This is a genomic window from Flavonifractor sp. An82, assembly GCF_002159265.1.
In the GTDB taxonomy this organism is placed as follows: Bacteria; Bacillota; Clostridia; order Oscillospirales; family Oscillospiraceae; genus Flavonifractor.
This window is the reverse complement of the sequence record NZ_NFHG01000021.1, coordinates 35029-50144: the sequence shown is the minus strand read 5'-3', so window position 1 is coordinate 50144 and position 15116 is coordinate 35029. Positions and strand designations below refer to the sequence as shown.

11 protein-coding genes and 1 pseudogene are annotated in these 15116 nt (G+C 50.2%); 1 reads left to right on the top strand and 11 read right to left on the bottom strand.

Going from position 1 to position 15116, the window contains the following annotated elements; translation table 11 throughout:
• Positions 1–1327 precede the first annotated feature (1327 nt).
• Positions 1328–1666, top strand: coding sequence for a helix-turn-helix transcriptional regulator (locus B5G34_RS19525; protein WP_343286577.1), 339 nt, complete (start codon positions 1328–1330; stop codon positions 1664–1666).
• Here the strand turns inward: B5G34_RS19525 and mobP3 are convergent.
• From mobP3 to pglX, 11 genes and pseudogenes are all read right to left on the bottom strand, one after another.
• Positions 1663–3084, bottom strand: a complete 1422-nt coding sequence (gene mobP3, locus B5G34_RS15775) for a MobP3 family relaxase (protein ID WP_242957088.1) — start codon at positions 3082–3084, stop codon at positions 1663–1665. The two genes, B5G34_RS19525 and mobP3, sit on opposite strands and share 4 nt — an antisense overlap.
• Complete coding sequence (locus tag B5G34_RS15770) at positions 3072–3491, bottom strand: hypothetical protein (protein WP_087339739.1); 420 nt, start codon at positions 3489–3491, stop codon at positions 3072–3074. Before B5G34_RS15770 ends, mobP3 begins: the two co-directional genes overlap by 13 nt.
• 187 nt (positions 3492–3678) lie before the next feature.
• Complete coding sequence (locus tag B5G34_RS15765; protein ID WP_087339736.1) at positions 3679–4224, bottom strand: helix-turn-helix domain-containing protein; 546 nt, start codon at positions 4222–4224, stop codon at positions 3679–3681.
• Complete coding sequence (locus B5G34_RS15760) at positions 4221–4409, bottom strand: DNA-binding protein (protein WP_087339733.1); 189 nt, start codon at positions 4407–4409, stop codon at positions 4221–4223. The genes B5G34_RS15765 and B5G34_RS15760 overlap by 4 nt, the downstream gene beginning before the upstream one ends.
• 190 nt (positions 4410–4599) lie before the next feature.
• Positions 4600–4761: a hypothetical protein gene (locus B5G34_RS19300; RefSeq protein WP_242957087.1), complete on the bottom strand. Its 162-nt coding sequence runs from the start codon at positions 4759–4761 to the stop codon at positions 4600–4602.
• Positions 4762–4782: 21 nt separating this feature from the next.
• Positions 4783–5307: a hypothetical protein gene (locus B5G34_RS15755; protein WP_242957086.1), complete on the bottom strand. Its 525-nt coding sequence runs from the start codon at positions 5305–5307 to the stop codon at positions 4783–4785.
• Positions 5308–5545: 238 nt separating this feature from the next.
• Positions 5546–7606, bottom strand: a complete 2061-nt coding sequence (gene brxL, locus B5G34_RS15750) for a protease Lon-related BREX system protein BrxL (RefSeq protein ID WP_087339730.1) — start codon at positions 7604–7606, stop codon at positions 5546–5548.
• A gap of 28 nt (positions 7607–7634) precedes the next feature.
• Positions 7635–10151, bottom strand: coding sequence for a BREX-1 system phosphatase PglZ type A (gene pglZ / locus B5G34_RS15745; protein WP_087339727.1), 2517 nt, complete (start codon positions 10149–10151; stop codon positions 7635–7637).
• A gap of 11 nt (positions 10152–10162) precedes the next feature.
• Positions 10163–10696, bottom strand: a complete 534-nt coding sequence (locus B5G34_RS15740; protein WP_087339724.1) for a hypothetical protein — start codon at positions 10694–10696, stop codon at positions 10163–10165.
• On the bottom strand, positions 10696–11730 hold the full coding sequence (locus B5G34_RS15735; RefSeq protein WP_087339719.1) for an AAA family ATPase: 1035 nt from the start codon (positions 11728–11730) through the stop codon (positions 10696–10698). The genes B5G34_RS15740 and B5G34_RS15735 overlap by 1 nt, the downstream gene beginning before the upstream one ends.
• A 97-nt stretch (positions 11731–11827) precedes the next feature.
• Positions 11828–15104: pseudogene (pglX, locus tag B5G34_RS19520) on the bottom strand (BREX-1 system adenine-specific DNA-methyltransferase PglX).
• Between the last annotated feature and the right edge of the window lie 12 nt (positions 15105–15116).

The window sequence follows — 15116 nt, the reverse complement described above, 5'->3', positions numbered from 1 at the left end:
AGTGGCCATCCTGTCAATGCACCATGACTGCGGTGACCATGCACCATTTCAGCGGTCTGAGTGCACCATTCGTGCGGTCTAAGGGCACCGTTTCAGGCGGCGTATTCACGGATGCCGTACCTGGTCAAGAAGGGCTCTTTGACCACATGTTTGACCACAGACAGCGCCGGAGCACTCGGAAACAATGGAATTAAGAGCGTCAAAGAGTGAGTGAAATGTAGCGGAAAGGGTTAAAACCAATTGGAAATAACCACAAAAAATTTACTTCAACCGTTTGGGAGCAGGATGCCGCAGGTTCGAATCCTGTCACTCGGACCACCTTTCTTAGAAAAACCGCCTGTTTAGGCGGTTTTTCTGCGTTTTGAGTTCAGTTTTTGTGGTTTGGAGATTGCTGTTTTGCGGCGGTTCCAAGGGCGGAGATGCGGTGGACACACGAACGAGGATAGCCGCCGAAACCACCAAATCCCTAACCCATCCCTAACGGGGAAACTTCCGCATTTTGCCGTTTCTATCGGTCCGGTTGTCGGCTACTCCTGATCGTATGTCTACGCTGTGTAGGTCGTGAAGCAGGATTTCTCTTGCTATAAGTCAATCTTTGACCAATCTTAAATTCAATAGAGCGTCCACCAGTATTCGAACACTTTGCGATACTGGTTGCCCTTCTTCGATAGGTCGAAATACTTACGGACCTTTCGATTGGATCTTCGCTTCAGATACCGTTGACAATTGCTGGACTTCATATACTGAACATGCAGTCCAGAATGAAGTAACGTTCTTAATCTCTCATAGTCTCCCTTGATATACCCCATGTTTGGTGCATACCTGCTGTGTTGAATCAAAAACAGAAGATGGTCTGAGTGCCTGACACACTGGGTGCGGCGATATTGGCGGCCAGAACGTCGATCGCACCCGGGCTCGTTTTTAGTAGATCCCAAGATCTCGGCGATCCGCTTGTTTAACTCTTGCTCTGTCATAAGTCTTCCTGTTCTGTACGGCTCGGGTGATAGGGTTGACCCCGTGCCAGGAGCCACGCTGTTTCGCGTGGTATTCCCGCTGGGCTTTCTTACTGCGTTTGTCCAATGGAACCAACTGCGTCACAGCTGATCATCTCCTTTTTTTGTCTTGGTATAATCACCCCAGAGGGCATGGCACAGTGATAGCCAGTTGATATGCTGATAGCACTGTGGGTGTTTCAATCATGGACTCTTCTATAACAATCTCATTACAAATGGCAAAAATCGCTTGCTATTTCAGAACATATCAGGTATGCTGAAGTACTCCGCTGAGGCTGAGGCGGAGATCATCCTGATGAATGGAGGCGATCCATATGTCCATGATTCAGTTTCCTGTCATCGATCCCGTGGCTACCGGGGCGAATATCTGCCGGCTCCGGAAGGATCGCGGCCTGACAGTCCGAGATCTCCAGCACTATTTCGGATTTGAGGAGCCGCAAGCCATCTACAAATGGCAGCGGGGCCAGAGCCTTCCCAGTGTAGATAACCTCTATGCACTGAGCGCTTTACTCCAGGTGCCGATGAACGAGATCATCATCTCCACTTCTCATATCGTTTCTTGGGAGCAGCAGGCAGTCGCCTGCTGCTCAGGTCTTTTTATGGGGACATTTCTTCAGGTACAGTGGGCATGGCAGAATTTCAAAACCGCTTAGATCCTTATCCGCTTGTGCCCATACTGTGCTTCCGGCAGACCTTGTTTCGCTGCCTGGGTGAGCCAGCGCTTTGCCTTATGGTTGTCCGGGATTAGCAGAGGACCGTCCCGGTAGAGCTGCCCCATCCGGTATTGCGCGTGGGCGTCGCCGCGCTCCGCCACCTGCTCCAGCTTCTCCACCGCCCGGTCACGGTAGTCCAGAGAAATGTCCTCATTCCCAATGATTCGCCACAGTTCCCGGCAGGCTTGGGATTCATTCCGCGCGTGTTCCGGTTCATCAGTTTGAGATATGCCATCGTCCTCGAAAGAGATCTCGCCCAGCCGGATGCGCTCCGCTTCCTGGATGACAGCGTTTTTGATCTGCCGGAACTCTTTCTCCTGGGACAGCTTTTTTCGCTCTCTGGGGTTGTTGTGGTAGTAGCTCTCTACCTCATCCTGGAGCCAGCACCACCGGTCGTAGCACTCACGCACCACTGGCAGCTCCTCCAGCTTGTCCACTACCTCGTCCACGGTTTTCTTCACGGACTTGGGAAGGTAGCCGTAGGATTTTTTGCCTTTGACCGTTTCCAGTTGTCCGGCCAGCTGCTCCATCTTCTGCTCAATCTCAGGAGTCGTACAGATACTTCGTGTCATCTCCTGGGTGAGCTGCCGGATCGCGCGGCGTGCCTCCCGCACCAGTTCATCCCTCGATTGTGACTTCTGTTCGTAGGTGTGGAGCATCTCCTGTTTGAAGATCTGATTGGTGAGCGCAGATTTGATGTTGCGGATACCATCCCGCGTGAGATATGCTTCTCCCGGCTGTGTCGACCACGCCATCATGTGGACATGGGGATGCTTGCCCTCATCGTGGAAGGCGGCATACCAGCGGAAGTGATTTGGTTGGATGTTCATAGCGGTAGCGACTTCATTGCGATTGGCTCGGAGCAGGTTCCGCCACGCTTTGGCATTGTCATATCCAAGACGCGCAGCGTCCTCACGCTTCAGTGAGAGGATATGCGTCCACACATTCCCGTTGTATTGATCCAGCTCTCGCATGGCCTGTTCCAAATTCACGGCCTCCTCATCACCAAAGAGCCCGTGGTCACCAAGCCGCTCCGCGCGAGGCCGAGTAGCGATGTACTTCATGTAGCCATCTGATTGCTGCACTTGAGACCAGTTTTCCTCCAGTGCTCGGGTGATAAAGACCGAGGCATTGGCCTTGGTGGGCTTGTCTTTGTAATCGGAATACTCGCCCAGCTCCCTGGCCTCCGGAAAATCCTTTGTCAGTTTGGTGATGAGCTGCTCCTGCTTTCGAGTGGGCGGACGGTCATCTGTGAGGATCTCAACCCGTTCCCGTGTGCCGATGTACCTCAGATAGCCACTGACCGAACTGCCGCCTCCGCACTTGAGATAAGGGCTCTTCACAATCAATCCTGCCACTCATCGTCCTCCTCCCAAGCATCACGCACCCGTTGCTCCAGCGAGATGCGGCCATTGGTTTTCCGTACATTTTGAACGCTCTCCGCCCGCCGCCGGCGCAGATCCTCGCCGCTGAACTGATACGCGTCGGCGAGGATACCGGCCACCATGTCCTGCTCCACCGCCTGCCGGAAGGCGATGGAGGACAGCCGCTCTTCCAGTTGTCCCATCCTTCCGTCCAGATAGGACTTGATGGAGGTGGGAAGAAACAGTCCGGCGCTGTTGGCACTGAGGTAGTCCAGATAAAAGTCCACCGCCCGTTCAATGAAGGCGGTGATGCTCCGGCTCCCGTCCTCCTGATACCGGCGCTCCAGGATGGCCTTTTTCTCCGGTGAGAGGTAGAGGGGGAATTTTTCTTTTTTGCTCATAATGTTCTCCTTTCCGGGGGTTGACCCCTGTTTTTTCCTTGTGACAGTAGGCTTTTGGGGATAGTGACCGCAGAGACGATATCACTGCCCGGATTTCGACCCCATTTCCAATCCCCGCAAAAGCCCCCGCAACTGCCCGCACTGCGGGCAGAGATGCTTCTGACGGGGGCGCTTGCGACCCCGTCGTTTATCCTGCTTTTTCTTTCGTCCTTGAGAGTTCCTCCGAAAGCGGGCCAAATCGGGCCTTCAACCCCGGGTCGGCACTGGGACTCGCTTCCTCCCCGAAAGGCGCACACAGGGCGTTCTGGGGGCTTTCACGGGCCGATTCTGCGAAGCGTGCCATCGCCCTCTGACGGGCAGCATCCTCCTCCAGCTGCTGGAACTGCCGCTCGTAGAACAATTCGATTGCTGCCTGGATCGGACGGATGGTGTAGAGCAGATTTCCGTTGAGAGGCCTGCCGTCTTTGCTTCGCACCATCGTCGGCTCAGTACGGATGAGACCTTTCTCCTCCAGGCTGCGCACATACTTGCTCACGGTGTTCTCACTCATACCCAGCGCCTTACCGATAGTTTTGTAGCTGGGGTAGCACTGGTAGGTTTCTCTGTCCTCGATGCTCAGCAGATAGCAGTAGATGGAGATCTCCGGGTAGCTGAGACCGATGTGAAAAATTTCGTTGGGAACCTTGAAATAGTTTTTGTCGGGATCTCGTTTGGGCCACTGTTGGAACTTCATATAACACCTCCTGTATGCTCCGCCATCCACTGAATGTACTTTTCTTTCGGCACCACCATGCAGTTGCCCACACGCAGCACCGTGAAATCCGGTTGGTGCATCAGTTCATACCCGCTGGACGGTGATACGCCCAGCGCCCTTGCCTCGGTGTGGTTTTTGTAGACAGATTTTTTCGTGTTGACCATCTCCTTCTCAAAACTCCCTCTACTTCTTTAGCCGCGAACATTTGCGCGTGACATAGGTTTGACATAACCTTTGGATGGTGTCCGAGTTACCTCTCTACTTGTATAGGGGAAAATATATCCCACTGACATATATTTGACAGAAAAACGGAGCGCCTGCTTTGTGCAGACGCTCCGTTTGAGGTTGGATTATTTACTTTTGTGCTGGTTTCAGCAGCCGGCATGTTCCCTCCGCCTCGTCCCGCTCTTTCAGCAGAGAGGCCAAGGCAGAGAAGAATTTCTTTTGCTGATAGTCCACGCTGCCACGGTTCAGCTGATGGGCTTCCGCGTACTTGCGGATGGACAGGCCATCCATGAATCGTTCCCGGAAATAATCCTAGTATGCAGCCAGCACCGTTTTCAGGGCATTGTCCAGAAACTGCAGGTCCTCTTTCAGCTTGGCGAAGTTACTTTTGGTGATGGCAACGAACCTCTTTTCCTTTACGCAGAGGCGATATTTGCTCCGGTCAAAGTTGTAGTGCTCGCAGAGATCTTTTGCGTATGCGTAGTAGGTAAGAGATTGCTGGTACTTGCGGGAGTCGTATGTTTCATCCGGCTGTGGTCGCTGCCGTTTACGAACCGGTCCCCGGAAGCCTTCTTCCTCCAGCCGTTCTATTACTTCACCTGAGATCTTCATGTTGAGCAGCCGCTTATACTTGGCTTTCCGCTCACCGTTCACTTCCACAAAGGCACAGAAGGACTTTTTGCTGGAGGTGTAGTATCTGGGGACAGCCGCAAAAGGGTAGGTGGTCCAGATGGCACTTTCCTCGCCGGTGTCGGCGTCGGTGGCCAGGGAGACCACATAGACCACCTTGCCGTCATACCGCCGGTAGTACCCAGCGCGAATTTTTCTTTCTGCCATCTGGTCACCTCACATTTCTGTATACGCTTTTGGTTACTGCCTACAGAGTGATCATTGCAATTTTTCAACAACCACTCTCACGTTTTTTGGAAGATAAATCTGTGCTTGGAGTAGTTACCCAGGTTTACTTTGGAACTGTCTCATCTTTCGCGTTTTCATGTTCGACAGTACCATTGCATAGCTATAGGGGCAGCCTGAATGTAGCGTAGAAAAGAAATGCATGTTGAAAAGGTCATCATCACTCAACACCTAAAGCCTTAAACACCGCATCTTCTGCACTTTGGTAGAAAATTAGATTAAAGCAACCGATCAGCTCAGATGGAACAGAACCAAGATCTGCTGCTGATGTGATAGGTAACAACACTTTCTTTGCACCGCTATCCAAACAGACTTGCAGAGCATTTGCCAGTTCATCAACCTTCATCATTGTTCCGGCTATGCTAATCTCTCCCATAACCGCCAGACTGCTCACAGTAGGCTTATTCAGTGCAATGGAGGCCAGCGCAATCAGAGTGGGAAGAGCAAGCTTATTCGTCATGCCGATTCCCTGCAAATCCTGATAGTTGACGATATAATCCTTCGTCGTGGTACTAATCATCCCGCTGATGTGTCCTGCATTGGCTTTGAGAAAGTTAAAGGCAGTGTTCGTCGCTTCCTTGACCTCGCGATCTGAGCCAAGGCCGGTGCGCTCGAACTTTCCGTTGCCGGGAAGCATCTGCGACTCCAGACGAAATACGCCAATCATACCGGACTTTCCTTGAGATACGGTATAGACCTGACCGGGATTGCACATTCCCTCTGGGATCAGTTTGCCACCGCCTTGTTCCGGTACAGACACATAGGTTTCCTCAAAGCTGTCCTTGTCAATGTAGGAGAAGTTCACATCATAGAACTCCATGCCTCCCAGTTTTTTCAACTGCTCTTTGACGCGGCGGCGCATCTCCAGCGCAAGTTTCAGGATCTCTTCCAGCTGCGCTTTTGTGAACTCGCCGTCTGGATAGATCAGCTTGACCAGTCCATCCACCATTCGTCTCACCGCTATGGTGTCTCGCTGATTGAGGTTGGAACCTAAGCGAAAATACTTGTCGAGGGCATCTCCGTATTGTTCCTTGCGCAACTCGCGGATAAATTCGGCCAGATAGTCTGTGATAAAGCCGTAGTCATCAGTAAAATGCTCAGGACGGAATTTGGGAATCTCCCAACCGGGGAGATAACAGTGAATGCGGTCAAGGAAGGCCGTATCGGTCCCCATCTCCGGCGGGAAAGGATCAAATAGGCTGGAGGTCTTGAGCAGCACATCCACGCTCTGATTAATGTTGCCCACAAAAACCATCGAAGCATTGGCCGCTTTTTCTTCCTTACCACGGGCAAAGGAACCGGAGGCCATATAGTCCTTCATGATCTGAACTCCATCTTTGTCCTTGAATTTGATACCGGCAACCTCATCAAAGGCCACGCAGTCCCAAAGGCCAACCAGACCTACGGTCTTGCGACCCATGTTGTAAAAGAGATTGGCAACGGTGGTCTGTCCACCGGAGACCAGAATGCTGTTGGGGGAAATCTCTTTATAGAGATGAGATTTGCCTGTGCTTCTCGGCCCCAGCTCGCAGAGATTGAAGTTGTTCTCCACAAGCGGCAGCATACGGATGATGAGCAACCACTTCTCGCGGTAGGAAAGCGTATTCGGCTCCATGCCAATAGAGCGTAGCAGCACATCCATCCACTCGTCTTGCGTGAACGCCTTACGCCCTTGTTTCAGATCAGCGATGTCCACATGGGGCATTTGGATGGGCGTGAGCTTGCGAATGCGGATCGGCGTTCCGTTTCGGTCTTCTTCCATGTATTCGTAATCCAGCTGAACAATGCACCAGATACCACCACAGAGCAGCCTGTCAAACTTGGCAGGATATTCTTCATCAATGGGGATGTCTTTCAGGCCAAGATTGGAGAACTCGGCCTCGTAGTAGTCCCGCTTGATGTTCAGGTTGACCGTGATCTTGTCGATCACGGTGTAGCTGCCCCGCTGCCGGAGAATGGAGAGGATCTTCTGCGCCTCATCCGGGCGGACGAAGTTGTCTGCCAAAATGCGCTTGACATTGTTCACCCCGTCCTCAACGACTTCCGGGTCATCTGAGCTACAGTACTGTCCCAGAAGGAATTCCAAAACATAGACCGGGACATTTGCGCCCTCTTTGATTTTCTTGGTCAAGTCCTTGCGGACGATCTTTCCATCGAACTGTTGCCGCAGTTTCTCTTTGATCACAGACCGTTTATCTTCGGTCTCCATAAAATCAGCCATTGATACCACCCCCCGTTATGTTCTTTTCTCAAAACCCGTAATCATCGGCAAACGCCAAGTCCATGATGACAGGATGACGGAACACTTCAAGCCCTGTTGCATCGTCGCACACGACAAAGAAATACTGCTTGTCCTTGTCGTACTTTTTGTCTTTGAACTGGAACTTCATACGGGAAATTCGCTTCTGTGCGTCCTGATCCCGGCTATCCGCAATGTAGGTGTTCTCGTTGGAAATGCGCTCGTTGTCTTCGGAGAGGAAGAATAAGCGGTAGGTCGCTGACTTCACTATATCGCTGACCGGCTCGGACTGGATGAAGTCCAGAATAGTAATCTTGTTGGTGATCTTGCGTACCATGCTCACCAGCGCAATTCCGGCGTTACGGGTCTCCATGTGTCCGCGTTCCATCTTGATGTCAAGCACCGGCACCAACATTTCCTGCGGGGAAGAGCCACCGTGGACATAGTTCTGACCGCCACCAGCTACCTTGAATACATCGTCGCTGATGGGAAAAGACACCCATTTGGTGTCTGCGCTGCGCAGGATCGTTCCCATGCTTATGCTGGCAATACCATCCCCGGAAATCGGCTCTGATGCAACCACAAAGCGGCGGTTGGCAAAAGCGGTCTTACTTTTGATGCCGCCGATCTTGTCGCTCTCGGCCACCTTGTCCCGCTTATAGATAAAACCGTGATCCGCTGTGACGATGAAGCGGTATGTATTGGCACTGGTGGAGATGCGTCGGATCAGGTCAATAATCTCCGAAACTGCCTCACTGCAAGCCACAAACACCTCATCCTCGGTGTTCGGCTTGTCGCCTCTTGCGTCGATCTGGTTGTGGTAGATATAGACCACCTGTTTGCCGGTAAAGATGCTGCGCAGCTCCGCAATTTTCAGCGACTTGATGCTGTCAAACTGTACACAAACCGCGTCGCTGTTGTACTTTTGCAGGACGGCTTCCCGCTCTGAGAGGTTATCGCAGGGCAAACCGTCTACCAGCACCTTGAAGTCATCGGTCATAGTCAGCTCGGCGTGTGGGAGCAGTGCCGCCATACCAAGGCGAGTATAGGAGGGCAGTACACTCAGCTGCACTTCCAGCTTTGCCGAGCACTTGGGATCGTCCTGCATTCTGCAAAACAGTTCCTTGCCCACTTCATAGCGCATGGCATCCGAGATAATCACCACAGTGCGTTCCTTGGCATTCTTGAGATTCCGGTCGTAGAAGTCCCGCTGCAAGGGCAGCTGCATGAAAACATTCGGCTCCTGCATGGCGCTATTCCACTTGGGCAGTAGCGTCTCCAGATACTCGTTGGTGTAGATGTTCTCCACGAAGTCGCGCAGCGGCTCAAAGGCCGTGGTGTCCTCGATCTGGTCATAGGCGGAGTAGAAACGGCGGTACTCGTAGTCGAGCCCGGAGTCTGTCTCCCGATACTGCCGCAGGATGTCCTTGAAGCTGTCCGGGCAGTGGTAATTTCCGGCCTGAATCATCTGGTATGCGCTGCTGAGCATCTGATATCGGCTTCCGGCCTTTTCCCCGAAGTGCATCTTGCTTCTCTTCTCACAAAGCTGGGGGATGGTCAGCTCATCCAGCTTTGCACCGGTGTCCTCGGCCAACAGCCGCTCCACAAGCCATTTTATGAGGATCTGGTCAATGACAGCAAAGGTATCGCAGCTCACCAAATCCTCCGACGGATAGTCGGAGAAAACCGTCTGTGCGTTTAGCCTTTCCGCAACATGAGCAGACAGTTCATCGTACCGGCTGCGGTATAGAATGTTGTTCATCAGGTTATCCATGAAGGCAATGATGTTACCGGCCTTGTAGGAGGAAAATACTTTCCACGGCTTCGGAAGCTCGGATGGCACATACTTAGCTGTATAAGTAACAAACATGGTCACAACCAGCTTTTCCAGCGTGGGTTTCACATCCGCATATCCGAAGTGCTGCTCACACAACTTCCAGAAGTCGCTCAAAAGCCCGTACTTCTCAATCTCAATCAGGAATTTATTGTCTTCCAGCGTATTGTCCGTCAGCATGACCCTGATAACTTCCTCGAAAGAGCAAGTCCGGGTGCGGCAAATAGCCGACAGAAGGCCGGTGATGATGTTTTCCTCGTTGAAGTTCTCGATCTCCAGATCGTAGAAACGCTGCGTCCGCTCCTTGCTGGCAAAGAACTTTATGTATTTTTCGATAATTGGCTTGTACTTTTCATCAATACCCAAGTCCACAGAAAGCAGCGAAGCACGGTCTGCGAAGAAGCGTTTGGAGTACAACAAGGTGTCTTCCAAATGATTATCCCGGACATCGGGCTTCGGGAAGGGTGCATAGATCAGATAATTGGTTGTTGTGTCAGTCCGCTCCAGAAAGAGTTTAGTGGCAAACTGGTTGTCCGGTTGCAAGAAGTAGACTTTGGCATTGTCCAGCATCACATTCTGCATATCCTCTACGAACTCGCCGTTGTCATCGTACCAGAAAACCAGTTTACGGGTATCCCCGGTGAACTCCTCATTGAGCCTGTTTATGATTTGAGTTAAACTTAATCCTGCCATATTTTAGTCCCTCAGATAATAAACTGTTTCTTTCTGGCTTGCTGTGGGGTGATTACAAACAGAGATTCTATTCCCCAGATTCTCATCTCATCTTTCAAATGTAGCCGCAAGTCGTCTTGAAGCTCCGGTTCCGGCATCCATTCTCCTTCCGGTGGATTGATGACCAATATCAGATAGATGAGGGAATTAGACAAATCCGGATTTGCCAGTTTCTCGGGAACGTTGTCTTGTGGCTGCCGCTTTAGAAGGATATTTCCATAGAGAGAAAGAGAATGGCGCATTTTCAAAACAATTTCTTCTATGAACTCATCATACTGTTTTTTCTTTTCATCTTTATCCGGAATATCCTTCATAATCTGCTTTGGACATGATTGTTTCGCTTCAAAGAAATAAAGTTTTTTGCCCTTACGCAGAATAAATTCGCAAGTTTTTATACCATTGTCTCGCAGACTCTTTGTATATTGCGGACTTTTTTCAATTTGGAAAACTTGATTCTCATAATATTCGCCAAATCGAAGCCCCGATTCCTCTATAATCACTCCCATCACAGCACCTCTGTAACTTCTTGCTTATAAAGGTCGATCGATGCTTGAATGATAGAGTTTTCCGGCATTCCATCGCTGAGATTACAAATTTGAGGCTCTTTCCCCTTGGCGAGAGAGATGCAGGCTACTTCGTCAGGATATTTTAATGCAATCAAATACAGTTTTTTAATTACAAAATACGAATGAGTAGAAATAAACACCTGAATTCCCATTTCGTGAGAAATGTAAGAAATCATATCGAGAAAATCACAAATTGCATCTGGGTGCAGGGCAGATTCCAATTCATCGATAAAAAGCACGGATTCCTTGTTTACATAGCCGTTGCCCAGCAAACGGTCCATAATTGAAATCTTCTTGACGCCTTCTGATGTTGCGCCAATAGAGAACTTCTGGTTGGCATCATTTTTATAGTACCACTTGCCGCTATTGTCATCATAGTCTACTTTTCCATTGATAACAGCACTCAGTTCTTTTCGCGCTTTTGAGAAAGCGGTGAAATTTTTTCCCTTGGAGGGGGCGATTCGGAGCGCTTTTACCAGATCATAATAGGTGTCATCAAACCCAAAAGACTTATCCACCTCTCGCGACTTCAGAATAACAGAAAAAAGCGAAAGGACTTCTTTTGCCGGGATAAAGATAGAATTTCCCTCTTTTTGAGCCTCTGGCGCAGTCACATTGACAACCTTTGTAGTAGTGCTTTGGGAAAACTGATACTCAAGGCAGTTCTGGGGATGGTCCGTTTTTAATTTGAAGCGCAAAGACTCACTTGTGGAGCGGTTCACAATATCGCCCAACTTATCAACCTGAAATGTCCAGCGCAGCTTTTCGGCCAGAATCTCATTCATGGAGCGAACATCGTCTCCGCGCTTGTAATCCTCCATAGAGCGGATAGCAGAATACAGCGCTTTCAGCAAAAAGGTTTTGCCTGTTGCATTTTCGCCAATGATAAGGTTAATGTTGGCAAAATCAGAGCACTTAAATAGCGGAATATTTCCGTAGTTTTGCATTTTAACCGCTTGGAGCCTAAAACCCATTGTTGATTCCTTCCTTTCATCCAGATTAGAGTTTTCACATTATATTATTGTAGCCTATCCGATTCTTTCAGATACACCAGAGAGTAAAATCGCCTGCTTATTTTTCTTTTGCCATGATGCTCTTGGAATCTACCAGGACCTCATAGAGCTTGCCGTCAGCTGCGGTCTGTATCTTGCGGTAATTGACCTTCACACCATCGTCCAAGTCCAGTTCGATACGGCTCAGGGCCAGGTGGGCGATCATCTCATCGTAATCACGGCACTCCTTGAGCTGTTTCTGGAGTTTTTCCTTCCGCTTGCTGGCGGCAGCCACTTCACGGGTATTGGTGCTGTGGTCGATCATGTCCTGCATACGGCCAATCTCCGACTCATAGACCCGCTGCATCTTGTGGAGGTAGTCTACGCGAAGGTTGCCGATGGTGTCCGGCGTGTAGCGGTGGAGGTAAATCAGCGCCTTGAAGCCGTTCTGCTTTCCACTGTCGAACTGCCAGTAAATAGGCCGTTTCTGATAGATCTTGCAGTGGTCTTTGAAGAAATCTTTGAGAAAATAATTACGGATAATCTCCCGGCTACTGTTTCCTCTGCCACTGAGGGCTTTGGCAATGAAGTCCAGATTTTCTTCCAGGGTATCTTCTCCATAAACTACCTTCAGCCAGCTGCACAAACGGGTAACAATATCGTCCTCCAGATACTCTTCGTCGGTGATGGGCAGAATGCCATCTGCGTCCGGCAAAAAGGTATTGTATTTGCTCTCATCCCAGTTCCCACCCGCATAGACCAGCCCCTCGGTATCCAACGAATAGCGGCCAAACATGCAGCCCACGGCGTAGGAAAGCAGAGAGACGATCTCATCCCGCTTGGTGCGGATATAGTTGCTGCCCTTCATGCTCTCAGGTACATTGTCCTTGGTATTGTAAATGCGATGGACGGTAATATCCTTATCCGCCACCTCAGGGGTCAGCTCATCTTGGAGGGCGTAGATGTCGATAAAGATGCGGTTCAGCTCTTCCTCGTTGGCTTTCAGCTGGTTGAAATGTTTATTACAAACTGTTTCCCACATTTCAAACGCAGATTGAATCGTATATGCTTTCGGCATATCTTTCTCATGAATTTTGAAGGTTGTTTCATTTTTTTCAACCGCAAAATATGATGTAGGCGGATTTGCTCCATCACCGAGCCCACTATAAATTGATATACCATAGTTCAATAATGGATGCCGCTTGAAATCCCAAGAGGTTTCAAAGGAGTCCCAGTCGTGCTTAGAAATAGAGATACAGTCCTTAACTAGCATCATTTAGCCAATAGACAATTGGTGTATCAGTAATCTCCATAAAGGACTCTTGTATTGCAAAAAACCATTTTTTGTCACTAAAAAAGAGCTTTTGCTTTGCGGCTTCGTTATCTACTAAACTTGGCTTGTCAAACAGTCTTCGATAAACGCCCTTGAACGAAAAAATGCGCTCATTTCTGATAACAAATGCTGTCGTGCCAAAATCGGCTCCAAACACCCCACGCCCCAAGTGAAGCATCGAGCTTATTGTTTTAAGAGATAAGAGTTCTTTTCTTAGTTTGGTATACGATGTTAAAAACATCCATACAGGAATGTTAATCATCGCCACATAGCCGCTTGATTTGCACATCGTCATGGCCTTTTCCATGCACACAGTGCTCATATCGCTTTTGCTATCAGGATAGTGCTTTTTCACATAGCCAGAAAGTTTCGCCTCCATGCCAGCAGAACCCATATATGGCGGATTAGTGACTACTGCATCGTACTTCCTCGTCATTGTTTCCACGATGCTGATGAGAGTCATCAGCTGCTCCTCCGTCACTTCCAAGCCCGTGCTATCCATAGTTATCTGCGTCCCGGCATCCGCAGCGGACACAAAACGACGCAGCAGTTCCCAGTTGTAGCTCTCCACCTTGAGGATAGAGCCATACTCTTTGGCATCCTGCAGGGTGTCCAGCAGACCTTCCAACTGCACACGGGCCGTGTTGACCTCCAGATCATCCATGCCCGCACCGAGATATTTCAGGTGGGCGCGGTTGATGTTGTTACTCTCCTGAATGGCATAGACATGGCAGGCTATTTCACCGTTCAGAATGCGGCGGTTGTACTGCCGCGCCTTCATCATCACGGCAAAATAGGCCAGCTGATAGGCACGGTCATCAATATCGAGGCCGTAGAGGTTGTTTTCGAGGATGCTCTTGGCTGCATCCCGTTGGCTGTATCCGGCATCTTCATACATCTGCATCAGCACATCGAAGGCATAGACCAAAATGTGGCCGCTGCCCATGCAGGGGTCGATGACCTTGATGTCCCGCACATCTTTGTACTCACTCTGTTGCTGAATTTTATCGAGCTGTTCCCGCACTTCCTTTGTCTGCGCAGCTTCGGGCAGATAGTATTTCCACTCCATCTGCTCGGCAAGCTGCTTTTCGGTAGCAATCCGCGTTTCCTCTGCCTCATCCCAAGTCATCTCATCCAGACTACGCCCATCAGCAAAGATACCTTCGCTCTTACGCTTGTCGATGAAGAGACGGCCTAAGCTGTTCTGCACCATGTAGCGGACGATCCAGTCCGGGGTGAACAACTGGGTTACGGCAGGGATTTCATCCTTGGTAATCTTGCCATTCTTGGCAAAGGCGGCATTCTTCGGCTCGGTGTTGTAATACTGGTACAGCCAGCCGATGATCTCCACCTGACCGCCCTTTTCGATGTTGAAATCGTCTTCGTCAATATCGTGGATGAGGTGATAGACCACGCCGTCCTGATCCACCACTGAGAGGTTCAGCAACAGCTCGGTATAATCGCTGGTCTTCTCAAAGAGGGCGGGAAGAATCTCGTTCAGGGCGTTGCACTGCTTGATGAAGAGCAGCCGGAATAGCTCGTCCAATGCATTGTCAGTCTTCAGCCGCTGGATGGTCGCTTCCTCGGCGGGGGTGAAGTCCAGATCTGCATCAAAGGGGGTCGTGACCAGATCGGGCTCCAGCTTACCGCTCTCGGAAGACAGAACCCGGATGCGGGAAGGAAGGTAGTCGTTGACCTCCATGAAACGGATAGCAATGAGCCGGTTGAACCAGGTGTAGGCCACCTCTTCCAGAATGTATTTGTAGGCGGTGGAATAATCGCTGTCCCACTCCTTCTGGCGGATGATCTCCACCAGCTTCTGCCGCTGCTGAATCGCATTGCCGGTGATGGAGTACGGTTCAGCAGTGCCGATGTCGTAGAATTCCATCGTCGGAGTGGACTGGGGAAGGGCATTTTTGATGCCCTGTGCCGTAATTCCCATCAATCCGGCGCGGTACTGAATATCGGCAATCAGCTTATTCCGCGCCCAGATTGCAAAGTTTTTAATTGCTGTTTTGTTCATTGGCTCATTCCT

Bases quoted from the DNA above. Each gene is read 5' to 3' on its own strand.
- B5G34_RS19525 (WP_343286577.1), top strand. From the start codon at position 1,328: ATGTCCATGATTCAGTTTCCTGTCATCGATCCCGTGGCTACCGGGGCG.
- B5G34_RS15770 (WP_087339739.1), bottom strand. From the start codon at position 3,491: ATGAGCAAAAAAGAAAAATTCCCCCTCTACCTCTCACCGGAGAAAAAG.
- B5G34_RS15765 (WP_087339736.1), bottom strand. From the start codon at position 4,224: ATGAAGTTCCAACAGTGGCCCAAACGAGATCCCGACAAAAACTATTTC.
- B5G34_RS15760 (WP_087339733.1), bottom strand. From the start codon at position 4,409: ATGGTCAACACGAAAAAATCTGTCTACAAAAACCACACCGAGGCAAGG.
- B5G34_RS19300 (WP_242957087.1), bottom strand. From the start codon at position 4,761: ATGGATGGCCTGTCCATCCGCAAGTACGCGGAAGCCCATCAGCTGAAC.
- B5G34_RS15755 (WP_242957086.1), bottom strand. From the start codon at position 5,307: ATGGCAGAAAGAAAAATTCGCGCTGGGTACTACCGGCGGTATGACGGC.
- brxL (WP_087339730.1), bottom strand. From the start codon at position 7,606: ATGGCTGATTTTATGGAGACCGAAGATAAACGGTCTGTGATCAAAGAG.
- pglZ (WP_087339727.1), bottom strand. From the start codon at position 10,151: ATGGCAGGATTAAGTTTAACTCAAATCATAAACAGGCTCAATGAGGAG.
- B5G34_RS15740 (WP_087339724.1), bottom strand. From the start codon at position 10,696: ATGGGAGTGATTATAGAGGAATCGGGGCTTCGATTTGGCGAATATTAT.
- B5G34_RS15735 (WP_087339719.1), bottom strand. From the start codon at position 11,730: ATGGGTTTTAGGCTCCAAGCGGTTAAAATGCAAAACTACGGAAATATT.